The sequence below is a fragment of the Enterobacter sp. BNK-34 genome, assembly GCF_048684445.1.
Classification (GTDB): Bacteria; Pseudomonadota; Gammaproteobacteria; order Enterobacterales; family Enterobacteriaceae; genus Enterobacter; species Enterobacter pseudoroggenkampii.
Genome location: NZ_JBLQUA010000001.1, coordinates 1,655,539 through 1,674,521 on the forward strand (window position 1 = coordinate 1,655,539; position 18,983 = coordinate 1,674,521).

Sequence of the window (18,983 nt, forward strand, 5' to 3'; positions counted from 1 at the left end):
GATGCTGAAGAGATGGTTTTCCCGACGTGGTCATTTTCAGGGGACGCTTGAGGGACATGAATTCCCCTTGCCGTCGGGCCATACGCTCCTCGAAAGCGCGATCAACGCCGGCGTTTCCCTGCCGTATAACTGCCAGGTCGGCTCGTGTAAATCCTGTCTTTGCCGGGTAACGAGCGGCAAGGTGCGTTCGCTTGTCGACCTGAGCTATTTGCTCAGCCAGGAAGAGATTGCCGCTGGCCACGTGCTGGCATGCCAGTGCCTGCCAGAATCGGATTTAACGCTGGCCGCGGCATCCGCGTCCTGGACGCCTGCGCGAGTTAAGCGGGCTGTTGCGCTCTCATCCACGGTATGGCGCGTGACGCTGCTGGCGGAGCAGGCGTTGCCCTTTCAGCCAGGACAATACGTTCAGGTCGGTCTCGAAAAGGATAAGGATATCCGGAGCTTCTCCGTGAGCTGGCCGAGCCAGGGGCGAGAGATTGTTCTGGATATCACGCGCCGTGAAGAGGGGCGGTTATCCCCACTGCTGTGTGATGAACAGGCGACTGGACGGAAGGTGTGGCTCTCAGACTGCCGGGGGCAGTTCGGCCAGCGGGATGACGGTAACGGTCCTCTGCTGGCTATCGCCAGTGGATCGGGACTGGGTACGACGCTGGGTCTGGTACGCGCCGCGCTGGCGCGTCATCCCCACCGCGAGGTCATGCTGATCCACGCGGTTCGCAGGCGGCAGGACACATTCGACCTGCAGGAACTGCAGCGTCTGCGTCAGCACTATCCCGGTTTTCACTATCTGCACGCGTTATCCCGGGAGCGTGAGGTTCAGGCGATGGAGCTGGCAGGACGCATTACCTGCTGGCTTGACGACTGGCGCGCCCTCTATCCCCGCCGGACAGCGGTAGCCGAATGGCGCGTCGTGATTTGCGGCAATCCCGCGCTGGCGCAGGCGTGCCGGCAAAGGCTGCTTGCCGGAGGGGTAATGAGCCACCTGCTTGAAATGGACTGCTTCTCCCCGCCGGTCGGTGCAAAAAACAGTCATAACAATAAGGAGCCCGTATGTTGAGTTACCTGAGATTTACCCTTGTCCCCTGCGTTTTTTTTCCGCTGACCGCGCTCACAACCGTGCTCGGCGGCGTGTGGATCGTCGTCTCCATGCTCTGCGTGACGCTGAGCTATCTCCTTTTCGATAACGCAACCACGCACGACACCGCAGATCGCCACTACCGGCTGCCGGCGCTGCTGGAAATCATCCCGTATTTACAGCTCCCGGCCGCGCTGCTGGCGTTGTTCGCCCTTATCTGGCAGGCCGCACCGGGCGATCTGCTCGGGTTTGGCGCATGGCTGACCACCCTGACCGGTCACAACATCATGGCGCTGCATCACCTTACCGAGCCTGAGCTGCTGCTTGCGGCGGTCTCCACCGGCTATACCATGAGCACCAATACCGTGGTGGCCCATGAGCTTATCCACAAAACCCACAGCCTGGCGGCGATGATGGTCGGGCGCTGGCTTCTGGCGCTGGTCGGCGATGCGCAGTTTTCGATTTCACACGTCTATTCGCATCATCCTAACGTGGCGACCCCGGCGGACGGCGCGACGGCGCGTCGTGGGGAGAGTGTGTATCGCTTCTTTATCCGTTCTTCTCTGTCGCAGTATGTTGAATCCTGGCAGGTGGAAGCGCAGCGGCTGTCGCTTCAGAACCGAGGCGGCGCCATGCTGGTGAACCGGGTGGTGAGCGGGGTGCTGATGAGCCTGCTGATCGTGGCGGTCTGCTTTACGGCGGCGGGCGTCCGGGGCGCGCTGGCGTGCCTGGTGACCATGCTGGTCTCTAAGTTCCTGTTTGAAACGGTGAATTATATCCAGCACTACGGTCTGGTTCGTCTGCCCGGCACGCGCGTGGAGCCGCGACACAGCTGGGATTGCAATAACCGGGCCTCGTCGGCCGGTCTGCTGAACCTGACGCGCCACTCCGATCATCACACCCATCCGCGTCGTGAATACTGGAATTTGCAGGCGCACAGCTACGCGGTGGGAATCGAAAAAGGGTATGTCGCCCATATTTTTTACGCGCTGATCCCGCCGCTGTGGTTTAAGCGAATGGAAGCAAAACTCGCGTACTGGGACGAACACGTTGCCAGTGACGCAGAGCGTGCCCTGATCCGTCAGTCTGAATCATCCGCGGTTAAGTCCACTGTTCCCTGTGTTTCCGGAGAGTCCCATGAGTGAGCAATTTGATCGACTGATTGAGCAAGCCTACCAGCAGTATCGTGGCCCCGCCTACCTGCGCTCGCCGATGGTGTCATGCGTGAAGGCCGGTATCCGCCTGATGGATCGGGTTGTGCCGGGGGCGACCGCTGACTGGCTGGGCAATCGGTTTTTTACGCCGCGCCGGGTGCCGACGCGTGCAGGCGATAAAGAGATGACGGCGCTGGCGAGCCGCATTGAGTCTCTCCCTTTGAGTAATGGTAAACATGCGGTGGTGTACCGCTGGGGCAGCGAGGGACCTACCGTGCTGTTAGCCCACGGCTGGGAGTCGAGGGCTTCCCACTTTGGCAGGCTGATCAAGACGCTGGTCGAAAAGGGCTTTCAGGTCATCGGGTTTGACGCCCCCGCACATGGCAACGCGGCTGGACGCCAGAGCAGCATCGTCGAGTTCATTGAAATCATTGAACAGCTGGCGCAGCAGGAAGGGGGTTTTGACGCGATTGTGGCGCACTCGTTTGGCGGGTTATCCGTTATTAATGCGGTAAAGGCGGGATTGCGGACCCGCGCGCTGGTTATCGTGGGGGCGCCGACGCACTTTAGCGGGCTGGTCACCAAATATGCCGCGATCCTGAATCTCCCGGGTCGTCAGCAGCAAAGGCTACGACGGTATATTGAAGGGTACTTTGGTATTGGCGAGGCGGTCTGGCAACGCTTTAACGCCTATGAGGGGCTACAGCAGGTCGATCAGCCCGCCCTTGTTATTCACGACAGCAGCGATGACATCGTATTGCGGGTCGAAGCGGAATGCCTGGTCAACGCCTGGCCTGGCGCGAGGCTGGCAGAGACCCACGGGCAGGGGCATAATCCGCTGCGCCGTCCGGGGGAGGGCATCGACATGGTGATGGCGTATCTGGCTCCCTTGCTGGCGTCAGGCAATGATCGTGATAACCCTGTCGCCTGAGAGCTGATAATAGCCCTGGATCCGGCTGCCCTTTACGCGTTGAGGTGACAGCGTTTGGGTCAGCTCCAGGGTGATCCTCTGCTCTTCAGGCGCGATGTGGCACACGCGGGCCGCGTCAAAATCGAGGGCGCGGCCAACCTCAGGATAGAGCGCTTTATAGAGGCTCTCTTTCGCGGAAAAGGTGATGAGTAGCGCGCTGGCCTCGTCGAACGGGCTGGCGGCAAGACATTCCCGCTCCTGCGGTGTGGTAAACAGGTGCGCTGTCCGCTGCATCATCCCGGGGGCAAAAAACTCAATGTCGACGCCCGGCGTCAGGCCAGACGCCTCTGGCGCGATGACCGCCAGCGCCCACTCATGAGAATGTGACAGGCTTCCCCGCCAGCCGGAAGGCCACACCGGAGAACGATCCGGCGCGCTGCCCGGCGTAGCGTCACAGCCGAAGGATCTCAGCACCCGCTGCGCGGCGTAACGCGCCGCAAGATACTCCGCCCGGCGTTTTACCACGGCGCTGTTGAGCGGAGCGGGAAAGGGGATACCCCATTTATCAAAGAGCCCGTCATGGTAATCACGCGCGGTGAATGAGACCAGGCAGTAGCGCAGTGCGGGGAAAGGGGCGACGTTGCCCATCTCAACGGAGTGAATAAAAGGGGGCGCGGAATCCGTGTTTATCACAGTAAACATAGCAGGGTTTCGGTATCTGTCGGGAGGACAGAATGCCATATAAGTGCGTGCCGGGTAAGGGGAATCACCCGGCCGCGGGAGAAAACGGTCAGGCCGTTACAGAATGGCTTTGATGCTCTGCGCCAGCGGCGTCGTTGCGCGCCCGATCAGTTTGCTCAGCGTATGGCTATCGTCAAAAAGTCCCCCTTTGGAGGCACCGACATCGGAGTCCGCCAGCATATCTGCCAGCCCGGCAGGCAGGCCGACGCTTTTCAGCGCGGCGGCAAAATCCGCTTCACTGAGATTCTGATAGGTGACCGGCTTCCCGCTCTGTTTGCTGAGTTCAGCCGCCAGTTCGCTCAGCGTCCAGCCGTGGTCGCCCGCCAGTTCATACACCTTGCCCGCGTGGCCCTCTTCAGCAATCACTTTGGCTGCCGCCGCGGCATAGTCTGCGCGGGTGGCAGAGGCAATTTTGCCTTCGCCTGCCGCACCAATAAACACGCCGTGTTCCAGCGCAGGCGGCGCGCTCGCCAGATAGTTTTCGGTATACCAGCCGTTGCGCAGCAGGGCATAAGGAATGCCGGACGCCGCCAGCGCGTTTTCAGTGGCAACGTGTTCAACGTGCAGACCGAGCGGTGAGTTGTCCGCGTGCAGCAGGCTGGTGTAGGCGATAAATTTCACTCCTGCCGTTTTGGCGGCGTTAATCACGTTCTGGTGCTGGGTTGCGCGCTGGCCGACTTCACTGGAAGAGATCAGCAGCAGTTTATCCACGCCGCTCAGCGCGGCGGCGAAGGCGGCTTCGTCCGTGTAGTCTGCCTGACGCACCACTATCCCCTGCTGGCTTAAGGCCTGCGCTTTCGCCGGGTTACGTACGATAGCCACAATCTGGCTGGCCGGTACGGTTTTCAACAGCTGTTCGATAACGAGATGGCCAAGCTGGCCTGTAGCGCCGGTAATCGCGATCATGGTGAATCTCCTTCGTGTTTGTCTGATGTTGTGGCACACTAGCACCATAGCTAACTTTTAGTAAGTACGTACAAAAAGGTAAGTATGAAAACAACGATACCGACGCTCAGCGAACAAATGCGCGATGGCAATCTTTTCGCGGAGCAGTGCCCTTCACGCGAGGTGCTCAAACACGTGACCAGCCGCTGGGGTGTCCTGATTCTGCTGGCCCTGCGCCAGGGAACGCATCGCTTTAGCGATCTGCGCCGTAAAATGGGCGGGGTGAGCGAAAAGATGCTGTCCCAGTCGCTCCAGGCGCTGGAACAGGACGGGTTTGTCGATCGCGTGTCGTATCCGGTGGTGCCGCCGCACGTAGAGTATAGCCTGACGCCGCTGGGCGTTGAGGTGAGCGAGAAGGTCGCCGCGCTGGCGGACTGGATTGAGGTTAATACGCCGAAGGTGATGGCGAACAGGGACGATCGCGCGGCGTAAAAGCCGGGTATGTGCGGCCTGATGCCCTCACCCTGGCCCTCTCCCACAGGGAGAGGGAACAAACACCAAAAACGGCAACGTGCGTTGCTGTTTTGCTTTTACTTGCTCAAGTCCACCTGATAAATCGCGAACCCGATATCATCCGTCGCGACCTGTTTCATCGGGTACTGCGCCTTCTGCTTAATAAACGCGGCTGCCTTATCGGACGGTGACGTTTCAAAACGGATATCCAGCGGCGTATCGCTGTGGATCGGCGCGAGACGCCAGTTGTTATCCACTGCCGGATGAATTTCTCCCGCTTTTTTCGACTCCGCGCTGATCCACGCCGCCAGCACCGAGCGGTTCTCATCTGGAGAAGCAAAGGCGATGTGGCTATCGCCCGTACCGGCAAACTTACCGCCGTAGGCACGGTAGTTATTGGTCACCACCAGGAAAGTGGCATTCGGGTCGATCGCCTTGCCGTTGAAGGTAAGGTTTTTGATGCGCTCCGCCTGCGGGTTGATCGCCTGACACTCGCCGTCATATTTCGCCGGCTGGGTGACGTCAATCTGGTAGTTCACGCCGTCGATCACGTCGAAGTTGTAGGTACGGAAGCCGTCCCAGTTAATCAGCGACTGCGGCTTGCTGCTGTGCGGATCAATCTGGTTAAACTGTCCGGCAGAGCACTCCAGCCACTCTTTCACCTCTTTCCCGGTGGCTTTAACCACCACCAGCGTATTCGGATAGAGGTAGAGATCGGCGGCGTTACGGAAGGTCAGCTGGCCCTTTTCGACCTCCACATAGCTTGCCGGGTCATTCTTACGCCCGCCCACTTTGAATGGCGCTGCGGCGGACAGGACCGGCAGTTTTGCCAGATCCGGATCGCCCTGCACAAAGTGTTCGGCATAGGCTTTCTGCGCCATATTGACGACCTGAACGGTCGGGTCATCCTGCACCAGCGCCAGGAAGCTGTACATGTTGTCGGCGGATTTGCCGATCGGCTTGCTGACGAATTCGCGCGTGGCGTCGTGATCGTGCTTCAGCACGTCGACCAGTTTTTTATCTTCAGCCGCCAGCGATTTTTTAGCCGCAGCGTCGTAAATCGGGCGCGCTTCAGCTTTTGACTGCGTCACCTTCCAGCTGCCGCTGTCGTTGTTCAGCACCAGGTCCACCACGCCCAGATGGTCGCCCCACATGCCCGGCATCACCGACGGCACGCCGTTGAGCGTGCCTTTCTCAATGTCCGCCCCTTTGATGCCGGCAAAATCTTTGCCCGGGAAGACCGCGTGGGCGTGGCCGAAGAGGATTGCGTCAACGCCCGGGACCTCACTCAGGTAGTAAACGGAGTTTTCTGCCATGGCCTGGTACGGATCGGCGGAGAGACCCGAGTGGGCGACAACGACCACCAGATCGGCGCCTTTTTTACGCATTTCCGGCACGTATTTGCGAGCGGTTTCGGTGATGTCGTTCACGGTCACTTTACCGTCGAGGTTGGCCTTATCCCACGTCATGATCTGCGGCGGGACAAAACCGATATAGCCGATTTTTAGCGTCTGTTTTTTACCGTCCTTGTCGACGACGCTTGTCTCTTTAATCAGGTAAGGGGTAAAGAGCGGCTTTTGGGTCTTAATGTCGATGATATTGGCATTAACGTACGGGAATTTCGCACCGGCCAGGGCGTCATGGAGGTATTTCAGACCGTAGTTGAATTCATGGTTGCCAAGATTACCGACGGTATAATCCAGAGTGTTCATCGCTTTATAAACAGGATGGATCTCGCCTTTTTTCAGCCCTTTGGTCGCCATGTAATCTCCGAGCGGACTGCCCTGAATGAGATCGCCATTGTCGACCAGCACGCTGTTTTTCACTTCGCCACGCGCCGCATTGATCAAACTTGCCGTACGTACCAGTCCGAATTTTTCCGTCGGGGTATCTTTGTAGTAATCGAAGTCCATCATGTTGCTGTGCAGATCGGTCGTTTCCAGAATACGCAGATCTACCGTCGCCGCCTGAACGCTCGCTGCAATCAGCGTCGCCAGAAGCGTTGCACTAAACTTAATCATCAGAGGAGTCCTTTTTTCGATGCAGACCACAAAAGAGTATGTATCTATAGCTTGTTGCTTACAGAAATGTGAATCCTGACAGAAAAATGTAACCTGAAACCGGAATTGCTTCACAGATAGCGGAATTGTTCACATTACGATATAACTAAAACAAAGAGTTAACCTCACTGCGTTAACAAAGAGGTGGAAAATGCTAGATAAAATTTGTCAGCTCGCGCGGGATGCGGGAGATGCCATCATGCAGGTGTATGACGGTAGTAAACCTATGGAGGTGGTCAGCAAAGCGGACGACTCTCCGGTCACGGCGGCGGATATTGCGGCACATAAGGTTATCCTGAAAGGGTTACAGGCCTTGACGCCGGACATCCCCGTCCTGTCAGAAGAAGCGCCGCAAAGCTGGGAGGAGCGTCAGCACTGGCAGCGCTACTGGCTGGTCGATCCGCTGGACGGGACAAAAGAGTTCATCAAGCGCAACGGTGAATTCACCGTCAATATCGCCCTGATTGAAAAGGGAAAAGCGGTGCTGGGTGTGGTCTATGCGCCGGTCATGAAAGTGATGTACAGCGCCGCAGAAGGGAAGGCGTGGAAGGAAGAGTGCGGCGTGCGCAAGCAGATCCAGGTGCGCGATGCGCGTCCACCGCTGGTGGTGATTAGCCGCTCGCACAGCGACAGCGAGCTGCAGGAGTATCTGCAACAGCTGGGTGAACACCAGACCACCTCGATTGGCTCATCGCTGAAATTCTGCCTGGTGGCGGAAGGTCATGCGCAGCTCTACCCCCGCTTCGGGCCAACCAACGTCTGGGATACCGCCGCCGGGCATGCCGTTGCCGCGGCAGCCGGGGCGCACGTTCATGACTGGCAGGGCAAGCCGCTGGACTATACCCCGCGCGAATCCTTCCTCAACCCCGGCTTCCGCGTCTCGATTTATTGAGCCAGCAGCTTATGCAGCAGGTCAACAACCTGCTGCACCTCTTCCTGGGTTAATGCCCCGTCTTTCACCCATTGAACGCGACCTTCTTTATCCAGCACGATAATGGCGGAGCTCTCTTCTTCCAGTTGCCAGGCCTTACGGGTGACGCCGTTGCTGTCGACGATAAACTGCGACCACGGGTAGAGCTTTTTATTGCTCTCAAGGCTTGAACGCACAAACATCCCGGAGCCCGGAATGGCGTCATCGGTATTCACGATCGTGGTGGTCTGGTAGCGGTCGTGAGGGAATTTTGCGGCCTTGATCGCTTCCACCAGGTTGGCATTTTTCTCTTTTGCGGATGTACGACCGGCAATATGTTGTACAACTCTCACTTTGCCCGCGAGCTGCGCGCTATTCCAGGCTTTGTAGCTAAACTTATCATTGTCGAGAATCAATTCTCCCCGGTCAGCAATGCCGACTGGCGGTACACGTTGTCCTTTTTCAATGCTGTGAGCGGAAGCCCACAGGGGCAGCAGCAGGCAGGCTGCTGCAAGGATATTACGTAGGGTCATGGCGTTTCCTTATTGTTTGCAGGTGATCCGACCACTTGGTCTTGCGCTTTTAATGATAAGTGCGATCAATGTGGTTTTCCCGCAATCCCGATGCCAGTTTGCGGGTGAACGCACATATCCATGAAAAAACGACGGCTTATACTGCTCTCAGTCACGCTTTGCAAAGATTATTCTGAATAATTGTAATCAAACGGTAAATAAACTTATGCACACTGGGTAACACCGTAGTTCTGGTCTATAGTCATTGGGCATTAAAATTTGCGCTCAGGACAGTCGGGCCGATTGTGGCACCGCAAGAGCGTATGATTCGCAGGAGATACAAGAATGAAAATTTTCCAACGCTACAACCCGCTTCAAGTGGCGAAGTACGTGAAGATCCTGTTCCGTGGACGGTTGTATATCAAGGATGTTGGCGCTTTTGAGTTTGATAAGGGCAAGATCCTTGTCCCAAAAGTGAAGGACAAACAGCACCTGTCTGTGATGTCCGAAGTCAACCGTCAGGTTATGCGTCTGCAGACAGAGATGGCTTAACCAACGTGCTATGCAGTAGTTAAAAAGACGGCTCCCGATGGGAGCCGTTGATGTTTGTAGGGGCTGGAACGTTACGCCGACACCTTCTCTTCCGCGTCCGGCAGCTTCGGCACCAGTACGGTCGGTTTGTTGTCGATGCGCGTCACCAGCAGCTGGTCGATGCGGTAGTTATCAATATCCACCACCTCAAACTTGTAGCCGGAGAACTTCACCGAGTCGGTACGTTTCGGGATCTTACGCAGCATAAACATCATAAAGCCGCCGATGGTCTCGTAGTTGCCGGACTGCGGGAACTCGTCGATATCCAGCACGCGCATCACGTCTTCAATCGGCGTGCCGCCATCAATCAGCCATGAATTATCGTCACGCTGAACAATCTGCTCTTCCAGCCCCTGGCCAACCAGGTCGCCCATCAGCGTGGTCATCACGTCGTTCAGGGTGATAATACCCACCACCAGCGCGTATTCGTTCATGATAACCGCGAAGTCTTCCCCGGCGGTTTTGAAACTTTCCAGCGCTTCGGAGAGCGTCAGGGTGTCCGGCACAATCAGGGTATTGCGGATCTGCACGCCGCTGTTGAGCGCCAGGCTCTGGTTTGCCAGCACGCGGTTCAGCAGGTCTTTGGAGTCGACGTAGCCGATGATGTGGTCGATATCTTCATTACAGACCAGAAACTTGGAGTGCGGATGCTGCGCCACTTTGTTCTTCAGGCTCTGCTCATCTTCATGTAAATCGAACCAGATAATGCTTTCACGGCCCGTCATGGAAGACGGCACGGTACGGGATTCCAGTTCAAATACGTTCTCAATCAGCTCGTGCTCCTGCTTGCGCAGCACACCGGCCAGCGCGCCGGCTTCCACGACCGCATAAATGTCGTCAGAGGTGATGTCGTCTTTACGCACCATCGGCAGCTTAAAGATGCGGAAAATCACGTTCGCCAGGCCGTTGAAGAACCACACCAGCGGACGAAACACGTACAGACAGAAGCGCATCGGGTTGATGATACGCAAAGCCACAGCTTCTGGCGCAATCATACCGATGCGTTTCGGGGTCAGGTCGGCAAAGAGGATAAACAGGCCGGTGACCAGCGAGAAGGAGAGGATAAAGCTCAGCTGTTCGGCCAGCTCAACGGACATGTACTTAACAAAGAGGCTATAAAACGCCGGGGAAAACGCCGCATCGCCCACGATACCGCCGAGAATGGCGACCGCGTTGAGGCCGATCTGCACCACGGTGAAGAACATGCCGGGGTTTTCCTGCATTTTCAGAATGCGGGTGGCATTGATGTTGCCTTCATCGGCAAGCAGCTTCAGTTTGATTTTACGGGACGCGGCCAGCGAGATCTCAGATATCGAGAAAAATGCACTGACGGCAATCAGACAAAGTATTACTAAAATACTGTTTAACATAGTTTATCCGGCTTCTCGCCAGATCCTCAGAAGGGGAATTGATACCATTTGTGTGAAAACACATTGAACGTCAGCTCGTAGCGTTGAGCCGATTATTTCAGCGGGTAGTATAGCGTAAAGAGATGTAAATCTGCCAGAGGTCACATTTTTGGCATAAAACAGACCGGACAGCGGGCGCTGTCCGGTACATCGCGTTATTTCACGGTAGACAGGCGGACATCGCCTACCGCCCGACGGGTGGCATCGCCTCCCCACACCTGGTCATACTCATAGCCTGTGAGCTGTTTGATCACCACGCGGGTCCCGGCGTCGCAGTCGCGGTAATCCCCGCCCAGCTTACGGCGCGCAATCTCCTTTAGAAGCAGCTTGTGCGTCTCACGGGTGAGCTTGAATCTGTAGGTGGTGAAGAAGCTGACCGCCAGCAGGGCTGCCGTTGCGAAGATCATCAGGCCGATAATCGCCCCCAGCGCGCTTTCAGGCTGCGCGCCGCTGCCCTTCACAAAGCCGGACTCCTGCAGCACCAGGCCAATGATCATGATGGCAATCGCCACCGTGCTCTTGCGGGTCAGGACCATCACGCCGGCAAAAATCCCTTCGCGGCGCTGCTGGGTCACCATCTCGTCAATATCCGGAATGAAGCTGTAGATATTCCACGGAATATAGTAGAGGCCAGAGCGGGCGGCACCGAGCAGAATAAAGACCGCGGAGAACAGCAGCGTCGGTACCTGCGTTTTGGTGAGGTAGACCGTAAACAGGAAGGCCAGCACCAGGAAGATACAGCCGTAGGAGAGCCGCAGGGCGGCAGACGGCGTGACGTTCAGCCGGTTCAGCAACAGCATAAATCCATAGGTGCCGGGTACCGAGGCGAAGGCCGCAATGCTCAGCCAGCCGGAAACCGCCGAGGCATCCTGGCTCAGGCAATACACGACGTAATAGGTAAAGACCGAACCGAACACGTCCATCGCCGTGAACGAAAAGATGTAAATAATGATATGCAGGCGGAACGCGCGAATACGGAATGAAGAAAAGAGATCCAGCACCAGATATTTCAGGTGATTCAGTAGCCCGCCGCTGCGCTGGTTGTCCACTTTAAAACTGGATTCCTGCTGCACATCCTTCGCTTCCCAGGTGGTGTACCAGGTAATAAATACCGCAAGGCAGAACACGCAGGAAAATATCAGCCCGGTGAGGGTATAGGTAAAGGGATTATCTTTACCCGTAAACTGCATAATCACGCCGGGAACGGAAACCGCAAGAAAACCGCCCAGCTGGGAGCAGATCATCCGCACGCCTGAGAGGCGGCTACGCTCTTCATACCGGTTCGTCATCTCAGCCGCCAGGGTCTCCCAGGGTACCAGCACCATCGCCGACAGCAGCTCAATAGAGAGGTAAGTGCCCAGGTAATACCAGTAACCCATGTCCGTCATCCACAGCAGGGCATACAAAAACATGAGCGGTGAGCTGAGTAATAAAAAGAAGCGGCGACGACCAAATTTACGCCCGAGCCAGGTATCCCCGAAGTTATCGGTGATATAGCCCATAATCGGGCTTAATAGCGCATCAATCACGCGGGCAATAGCGAATATAGATCCCGCTTCAATGACTGAGAGTCCGCAATAGGTGGTGTAAAAAAATAACAGCCAGGTGCCGATAATGGTAAACGCACCCCCGCCAAAAAGATCGGTTACGCCGTAGCCGAGCGCCACGCCATAACCCACTCTACGTTCAGTTGGTTTGACCATAATAATATCCAGTGTAGGGTAATGATTAACCCGTTTTCTCGGGTCGTTTTTTATTAAGTGCTGGAATACAAATTACGTTCTAGTTATTGATATCTATCCATTGTTTTAACTGAGATGAGCGGTAAATAGCCTCCACAAGCTTGAGTGAATGTCCGGCTTCACGGATGTCGGTGTAATCCATGTTTCCCGGGTGGGTGATAGCGTGATAAAACCGGCGGATCGCCTGCTCGTGCCCCAGTCCCCAGTAGCTTTTGATCTGGCCGTCAGGGGAGTTATCGCTGGCCAGCCTGAGCCGCTCGCCGCGGGCGATGCACCAGAGGACGTTGTTATGCAGCAGCAGCGAGCCCTGTTCGCAGTGGATCTCCATCAGAAGCGGGGAATCGGTGGTATTGCAGTTGCTGGCGTAAAACAGGCCGCGCGCGCCGTTGGCAAAGTGCAGCGTGGCCATCGCGCTGTCTTCCCCTTCGGTCACGTCCGCGAGCTCGCCGCTGTCCACCACGCCTTTCACGCGCGTTACGCCGCCTGCGAACCACTGCATCAGGTCGAGGGTATGAATGGCCTGGTTGATCAGCAGGCTGCCCCCTTCCGTTGCCAGCCGCCCGCGCCACGGGCTTTCGGTGTAGTACGCGCCCGAGCGTGACCAGGTCAGCACGGCCTTAATGCTGAGCATTTTTCCCAGCTCGCCGTCCTCCAGCATCTGGCGAATGCGCAGGCTGGTGGGGTTGAGGCGGTTCTGGTAGCACACGCCGAGCAGACCCGACGCCTGTTCGGCGGCACGGGTGATGTCCACGAGTTCGCTGCTGTTCATGCCCACCGGTTTTTCGCAGAAAACATGCTTCCCGGCGGCGAGCGCCGCCAGGATCATGTTCTTATGCTCGAAATGCGGCGTGCAGATGTGGACCACGTCGATGGCATCATCCAGCAGCATTTCCCGGTAATCCTGATAGAAGCGGCACTGATAGCGCATTGCCAGCTCCAGCCCTTTGACGCTGTCGATGTCCACCAGCGCGCGTAGCGCGACGTTGGGGAGCAGGCGCAACGCATTCACATGGCAGCCGTGGATCGCTCCGGCACCGATAACCGCCGTGTTCAGGATCGTCATTGTCGCCTCCCGTTATTCCGTCGCGTTGGCCAGCATCTGGGCCTTTACGCAGAGCTCCGCCGCTTTGAAGGCGTGCGCCTGCGTCATGGCGTTTTCTGTACGATGCAGACAGTCGAGGATCAGTTCGCCAAAGAACGGGAACCCGACCTGTCCGGCGACCGGATAGCGGAATTCCCCCTCTTTATTGACGAGATAAACCACGTCCTGCTCGCCGCGGGTGAGATCGACATATTTGCGGATCTCGATATACCCGTCGGTGCCGAGCAGCGTCAGACGGCCGTCGCCCCAGGTTGAGAGCCCGTCCGGGGTGAACCAGTCGCAGCGGAAATAGCCGCTGGCACCGTTTTCGCCTCTGATTGTTGCGTCACCGAAATCTTCAAATGCCGGATGCTGCGGATGGTTGAAATTGCGTGCCTGGCTGGCGACCACGGTGGCGTTACGGTTGCCCGTGTAAAACAGAAATTGCTCAATCTGGTGGCTGCCGATGTCGCACAGAATGCCGCCAAAATAGCGACGATCGTAGAACCAGTCCGGGCGGCCGGCCCCTTCCCGGTGCGGGCCGGTTCCCAGGGTTTGGACGACGCGGCCAATGGCCCCCTGCTGCACCAGCTGTCCGGCAAACACCGCGCTCTCCACGTGGAGACGTTCGCTGTAGTACACGGCGTATTTCCGCCCGGTTTTCTCAACCATCGCTTTAGCATCCGCCAGCTGTTCAAGAGTGGTGAGCGGCGCTTTATCTGTGAAGTAGTCCTTGCCTGCGGCCATGGCTTTCAGCCCCAGCGCACAGCGCTCGGAGGGGATGGCCGCACCGGCTACCAGAGGCACCTCGTCGTCGTTGAGTATCACCTCCAGCGACTCCGCCACTTTTGCCTGCGGGTATTGCTGGATGAATTTATCCACTTTGGCCGGATCGGGATCGTATACCCACTTCAGCGTGGCCCCGGCTTCTATCAGGCCGTTACTCATGCCGTAGATATGGCCGTGGTCGAGCGCGGCAGCGGCAAAAACAAATTCCCCCTCGCGGACAACCGGCTGGGGTTTACCCACCGGGGCGTAGTTCATTCCGTCATTTTTGTTCATGGTGTCACTCCTTAATCCAGATCTTTGCCAAGGGGGATCGCACCCACTTCGCTGAAGTTGGCGACGCTTGCGGATTTTTCATAAAAACGGGGGGCGAGTGCATTCGTCCCGCCGGTACGGTAAAACGGGTCATCGCGCTGAATCGGCAGCGAGACCACGGTGCGGGTAATGGCGGATTTGTAGATCGCGGTAATCAGCTCCAGCGAGCGTTTGCCCTGCAGGCCATCCACTAACGGCGCCGTGCCGTGCTCGATGGCGGAAAGCAGGTCATTAATCTGCCCGGTGTGCAGCGTCCACTCGAGCTTCGGCGTCTCCTGAAAAACGGCGTTGAGCTGCGCTTCTCGCTGCTGGTCGTGGGTCTCCTGCGGGAAGCCGTTATCGGCGCTGACGCTGGCAAAGGCCTGCCACGGCGCAGAGATACGTGCCTTGTCACCCTGAATAATGATTTTCTGGTCTTCCCCGTGGTGCACGACCGAGGCGGTAAGCTGGGTGAGCGCGCCGCTGGGGTATTTGAAGATCGCGGCGCTGAGGTCTTCGACTTCAGCGTTGTCGTGCGCCACGTTGGTCATCATCGCCACCACCTCGGACGGGAAGCCGAGCATCCACTGAATGGCGTCGATGTGGTGAACCGCGTGGTTAAGGGTGCAGCCGCCGCCCTCTTTTTCCCAGGTGCCGCGCCACCACAGGTCGTAGTAGCAGTGTCCGCGCCACCAGAAGGAGTCCACCTGCGCGTGGCAAACCTTGCCCGCAAGCTCCGAATCCAGCGCTGCTTTTAAGCGCCAGAAGGCATCGGTAAAGCGGTTTTGGGCAATGATGGAGAGCGTTTTGCCGCTGGCCTTTTGTGCGGCGATCATCGCGTCGCACTCCTCCAGCGAGGCGGCCATCGGTTTTTCGCACAGCACGTGGCAGCCCGCGTTCAGGGCATCAATGCCGATCTCTGCGTGGACGTAGGGCGGCGTGCAGACGTCGACGATATCGATATTCGGCTCTGATGCCAGCATCTGCTGGTGGCTGTCATACACCCGGGCGTCCGTCAGGCCGTAGCGCGTTTTTTTCTCGTGGGCTTTTTCCGGGTAGATATCCACCAGCGCGACGATCCGGCAGCGCTGACCAAACTGCAAATAGCCCTGAATATGGTTGTGCGAGATATTCCCTGTTCCCACGATAGCGACATTTAACATCGTTTCTTCTCCGGAGTTACCAGGTGCCGGAGGCATCCAGCGTGACGCTGGCTGTCTCTTTAGCCACTGAGGTGCTGATGCGCTGCTGAAGCAGGCGCAGATACTGTTTTTCGTTGAGCGGGAGTTCGACCCAGTCGTCGGTCCAGGTGGAGAGGTGCATGGCGTTGGAGAGCGTCAACCCGCGGATCCCTTCCAGACCCGGCGCAATGAGCGGCTCGCCGCGCAGGATGGCGGCACAGAAGTTGGCGGTAATGACGTGGTGTTCGCTGCATTCCGGGGCGACGGGAAGCGTGACCTCCCAGCATTCAGGCTCTCCAAAACCGTTTTGCCAGCGGGCGTTGAAGGCGGTTTCAGATTCCCGCAGCCGCCAGTACCGCAGCTTGCCCTCTTCGACGACCACCTTGCCGCGATCGCCGACGATTTCCAGCCGGTTGGTGCCCGGCGTTTCCGCCACGGTGGTGATAAACACGCCCGTCGCGCCGTTGGCATACTCGGCGTAGGCGGTGACCTCGTCTTCTACTTCGATTTGACGATGCTTACCGAACTGGCAGAACGCGCGCAGACGGACCGGCATGCCGACCAGCCACTGCCAGAGATCGAGCTGGTGCGGGTCCTGGTTGAGCAGCACGCCGCCGCCTTCCCCTTTCCAGGTGGCGCGCCAGCCGCCGGAGTTGTAATAGCTCTGCGAGCGATACCAGTTGGTGATGATCCAGTTGGAGCGGCGGATCTCACCCAGCTCGCCGCTGTCGATCAGATCTTTCACCTTCTGGTAGAGCGGATTCGGGCGCTGGTTGTACATGATGCCGAACACCACATCGCACGCCTGGGCGCAGGCGTTCATCTCCTGCACCTGGGCGGTATACACGCCCGCCGGTTTTTCACACAGGGTGTGGATGCCGTTGCGCATCGCCAGCATCGACAGGCGCGGATGCTCGTAGTGCGGCGTGGCGACAATCACCGCGTCGATAAGCCCGCTCTGGATCATCTCCTGCGCGTCGCTGAATAAGGGGAGGGTGCCGACCAGCTGGCGAATAGCCGGATGCTTTTCCGGTGCATTATCACAAACCGCCGCCAGGCAGGCGTCGCTGACCGTACCCGCCAGTAAATAACGCGCGTGGACCGTACCGATATTCCCTATTCCAATAATGCCAAAACGTACCTTCTCCATGTCACACCTTAATTTCAGTTGAAATGAGTGATGACCGGAAAATAGGAAAGGGGAGCCGCAGCGACAATGTGTTTTTGTGAGAATACTCGCAAGGTGATTAAGTAATCTCCAGGCTTTCTGAAATTTAGTTTTAAAATCAACGGACTGTTTCTGCAAATATTTGCAAAAACTGAATGAGAGCGAGGTCACACTATGCCGGGCAAGTTAAAAATGGAGGAAATTGCGGCCCTGACGGGCTATTCCGTCAGCACGGTTTCGCGGGTATTAAGCGGCAAGTCTTACACCAGCGATAAAGCCAGGGAGGCGATCGTTCGCACCGCGCGGGAGCTCGGTGTGCTGGAGTCTATGGCGAGCGGAAGACTGCTCATTAACGGTATCTCTGTTTTTGCACCGGAAAGAACCTTTCAGGGACGCGGGGATATTTTTTATCTGGAAGTGACGAAAGGAATTGCTGAAGCCTGCGCGCGGCATAATGTGTGGGTCACGTGCTGTGGTTTAGAAGAGCAGCACGCCGATGTGAAAGTCTTTATGGAAAAAGCCAGTCATAAGAATATTAACGCGATAATTATTATTGGCACTGATGATTCCACCATATTTAAACTGGCAAGCACCCTGAATAAGCCCTGCGTGTTGATTAATTCCGTCGATCGGGATCGGTTGCTGGATGCCGTGTCACCCGATCACCGGGCGATCGGCTTCACCACCATGCAGTACCTTTTCGAGCAGGGGCATCGCCGCGTGCTCACGCTCACCTGCCTGCGGCGGGATACGCTGTACGCGCGTCTGGACGGTATCAAAGAGGCGTATCGCCATTTTCACGTCGCCTTCGATCCTCAGCGCGATTTGCTCGTGACGGAGTGGTTTACCGCAGAAGAGGCCGAGCAGGCGCTGGATGCGTGGTTAGTGAATCATGACCGCTCGCAGTGGCCGGAGGTGATTTTCCCGAACAGTACCCGCATGGTGGAAGGGGTGGTGAGGGTGTTAACGCGCCACGGGCTGCGCATTCCGGAAGACATTTCGCTCATCACGACCGATTTTGCATGGAATTTAGCGCACCGTCTGGAAAAACCGGTCACGGGCGTGACGGTGCCCTGCCGCGAGCTGGGAATTGAGGCCGTTCACCTGCTGCAAACGCGGCTCAACCGACCGCAGGCACCGGTCTTTAACCTGCTGTTACAGGGCAAAGTGATGGATTACGGTTCAGTCAGCAACGCCACGCGCCACGCGGCTCGCGTGGCGCTGGATGAGTAATCAGGCCAGCTGTGGCGGCAGGCAGACGCCGATGCCCCCGATGCCGCAGTAGCCGTACGGGTTTTTATGCAGGTACTGCTGGTGATCGTCCTCGGCGTAGTAGAACGGTTTCGCCGTCGCGATTTCCGTGGTCACCTCGCGCGTATCGCCCGCTTCACGCATGGCCTGCTGGAAACGCTCCAGGCTGGCGCGCGCGGCGGCATCCTGCTCAGGCGTGAGCGGATAGATAGCCGAACGGTACTGGGTGCCGTGGTCGTTGCCCTGACGCATGCCCTGCGCCGGGTCATGGTTTTCCCAGAAGACCTGCAGGAGCTGTTCGTAGCTGATTACCGCAGGGTCGTACACCACGCGTACCGCTTCCGCATGCCCGGTTTCGCCGGAACAGACTTCGCGATAGGTAGGATTTGGCGTGTAACCGCCCGTGTAGCCAGCCGCCGTGCTGTAAACGCCGGGCAACTGCCAGAAGAGGCGCTCAACGCCCCAGAAGCAGCCCATGGCGAACAGGGCGATTTCCATTCCCTCCGGCACGTTGGTCATGGAATGGCCATTGACGGCGTGTAAGGTCGCCACAGGCATAGGGGTGTTGCGTCCCGGTAATGCATCGGTTTGTGAAACCAGATGCTTTTTGTCGAATAAACTCACGATGGGGCCTCCCGGGGTGCGATGTTTCAGTTAAGGTTGTCACGAAGCGTTTAATTGAACACAATAAATGCGCTGAATGAGTCTAGATTTAATCAT

Annotated in this window: 18 protein-coding genes; 7 read left to right on the top strand and 11 right to left on the bottom strand. The window is 57.4% G+C overall.

The window, feature by feature from the left end; genetic code table 11:
- Position 1 precedes the first annotated feature (1 nt).
- From ACMGG5_RS08100 to ACMGG5_RS08110, 3 genes are read left to right on the top strand one after another with little or no spacing between them, the layout of a single operon-like run.
- Positions 2–1,057, top strand: coding sequence for a 2Fe-2S iron-sulfur cluster binding domain-containing protein (locus ACMGG5_RS08100; RefSeq protein ID WP_420277693.1), 1,056 nt, complete (start codon positions 2–4; stop codon positions 1,055–1,057).
- A complete protein-coding gene (locus ACMGG5_RS08105; protein WP_048989472.1) occupies positions 1,051–2,220 on the top strand; it encodes an alkane 1-monooxygenase in 1,170 nt (389 codons plus the stop codon). Before ACMGG5_RS08100 ends, ACMGG5_RS08105 begins: the two co-directional genes overlap by 7 nt.
- Positions 2,213–3,160, top strand: coding sequence for an alpha/beta fold hydrolase (locus tag ACMGG5_RS08110; protein ID WP_032651394.1), 948 nt, complete (start codon positions 2,213–2,215; stop codon positions 3,158–3,160). The genes ACMGG5_RS08105 and ACMGG5_RS08110 overlap by 8 nt, the downstream gene beginning before the upstream one ends.
- Here ACMGG5_RS08110 and ACMGG5_RS08115 read toward each other — a convergent pair.
- Together ACMGG5_RS08115 and ACMGG5_RS08120 are read right to left on the bottom strand one after the other, a co-directional pair.
- A complete protein-coding gene (locus ACMGG5_RS08115) occupies positions 3,128–3,841 on the bottom strand; it encodes a 4'-phosphopantetheinyl transferase family protein (protein WP_157188516.1) in 714 nt (237 codons plus the stop codon). The genes ACMGG5_RS08110 and ACMGG5_RS08115 overlap by 33 nt on opposite strands.
- A 96-nt stretch (positions 3,842–3,937) precedes the next feature.
- Positions 3,938–4,786, bottom strand: a complete 849-nt coding sequence (locus ACMGG5_RS08120) for an SDR family oxidoreductase (protein WP_157188517.1) — start codon at positions 4,784–4,786, stop codon at positions 3,938–3,940.
- 84 nt (positions 4,787–4,870) lie between these two features.
- On the opposite strand from ACMGG5_RS08120, the gene ACMGG5_RS08125 reads away from it, so the two are divergent.
- Positions 4,871–5,257 carry a winged helix-turn-helix transcriptional regulator gene (locus tag ACMGG5_RS08125; RefSeq protein WP_252033230.1) on the top strand — a complete coding sequence of 129 codons (387 nt, stop codon included), beginning with the start codon at positions 4,871–4,873 and terminating at the stop codon, positions 5,255–5,257.
- 98 nt (positions 5,258–5,355) lie between these two features.
- Here the strand turns inward: ACMGG5_RS08125 and ACMGG5_RS08130 are convergent, their stop codons facing one another.
- On the bottom strand, positions 5,356–7,299 hold the full coding sequence (locus ACMGG5_RS08130) for a bifunctional 2',3'-cyclic-nucleotide 2'-phosphodiesterase/3'-nucleotidase (RefSeq protein WP_420277694.1): 1,944 nt from the start codon (positions 7,297–7,299) through the stop codon (positions 5,356–5,358).
- A 190-nt stretch (positions 7,300–7,489) separates the two neighbouring features.
- Between ACMGG5_RS08130 and cysQ the strand changes: the two genes are divergently transcribed.
- Positions 7,490–8,230, top strand: a complete 741-nt coding sequence (cysQ, locus tag ACMGG5_RS08135; protein ID WP_024907298.1) for a 3'(2'),5'-bisphosphate nucleotidase CysQ — start codon at positions 7,490–7,492, stop codon at positions 8,228–8,230.
- On the opposite strand, the gene ACMGG5_RS08140 is transcribed toward cysQ, so the two are convergent.
- Positions 8,224–8,781 carry a YtfJ family protein gene (locus ACMGG5_RS08140; protein WP_032651402.1) on the bottom strand — a complete coding sequence of 186 codons (558 nt, stop codon included), beginning with the start codon at positions 8,779–8,781 and terminating at the stop codon, positions 8,224–8,226. The genes cysQ and ACMGG5_RS08140 overlap by 7 nt on opposite strands.
- A 324-nt stretch (positions 8,782–9,105) precedes the next feature.
- Here ACMGG5_RS08140 and ACMGG5_RS08145 point away from each other — a divergent pair, with 324 nt between their 5' ends.
- A complete protein-coding gene (locus ACMGG5_RS08145; RefSeq protein WP_008501430.1) occupies positions 9,106–9,312 on the top strand; it encodes a DUF1107 domain-containing protein in 207 nt (68 codons plus the stop codon).
- A 71-nt stretch (positions 9,313–9,383) separates the two neighbouring features.
- On the opposite strand, the gene ACMGG5_RS08150 is transcribed toward ACMGG5_RS08145, so the two are convergent.
- From ACMGG5_RS08150 to ACMGG5_RS08175, 6 genes are all read right to left on the bottom strand, one after another.
- Positions 9,384–10,721 (bottom strand): hemolysin family protein, encoded by a 1,338-nt coding sequence (locus tag ACMGG5_RS08150; protein WP_023310162.1) that lies wholly within the window; start codon positions 10,719–10,721, stop codon positions 9,384–9,386.
- 194 nt (positions 10,722–10,915) lie between these two features.
- Entirely contained in the window at positions 10,916–12,463 is a 1,548-nt protein-coding gene (locus ACMGG5_RS08155) for an MFS transporter (protein ID WP_024907296.1), read from the bottom strand.
- A 79-nt stretch (positions 12,464–12,542) separates the two neighbouring features.
- A complete protein-coding gene (locus ACMGG5_RS08160; RefSeq protein ID WP_248165839.1) occupies positions 12,543–13,565 on the bottom strand; it encodes a Gfo/Idh/MocA family protein in 1,023 nt (340 codons plus the stop codon).
- A gap of 12 nt (positions 13,566–13,577) precedes the next feature.
- Complete coding sequence (locus ACMGG5_RS08165) at positions 13,578–14,645, bottom strand: Gfo/Idh/MocA family protein (protein ID WP_420277695.1); 1,068 nt, start codon at positions 14,643–14,645, stop codon at positions 13,578–13,580.
- Positions 14,646–14,656: 11 nt separating this feature from the next.
- Positions 14,657–15,826 (bottom strand): Gfo/Idh/MocA family protein, encoded by a 1,170-nt coding sequence (locus tag ACMGG5_RS08170; RefSeq protein WP_420277696.1) that lies wholly within the window; start codon positions 15,824–15,826, stop codon positions 14,657–14,659.
- A 16-nt stretch (positions 15,827–15,842) separates the two neighbouring features.
- Positions 15,843–16,994: a Gfo/Idh/MocA family protein gene (locus tag ACMGG5_RS08175; protein ID WP_407859374.1), complete on the bottom strand. Its 1,152-nt coding sequence runs from the start codon at positions 16,992–16,994 to the stop codon at positions 15,843–15,845.
- A gap of 192 nt (positions 16,995–17,186) precedes the next feature.
- Here ACMGG5_RS08175 and ACMGG5_RS08180 point away from each other — a divergent pair, with 192 nt between their 5' ends.
- The gene (locus tag ACMGG5_RS08180; RefSeq protein ID WP_420277697.1) at positions 17,187–18,245 is read left to right on the top strand and encodes a LacI family DNA-binding transcriptional regulator; all 1,059 of its coding nucleotides are present in this window, start codon (positions 17,187–17,189) and stop codon (positions 18,243–18,245) included.
- Here the strand turns inward: ACMGG5_RS08180 and msrA are convergent, their stop codons facing one another.
- Positions 18,246–18,887, bottom strand: coding sequence for a peptide-methionine (S)-S-oxide reductase MsrA (gene msrA, locus ACMGG5_RS08185; protein ID WP_048989437.1), 642 nt, complete (start codon positions 18,885–18,887; stop codon positions 18,246–18,248).
- Positions 18,888–18,983: the final 96 nt, after the last annotated feature.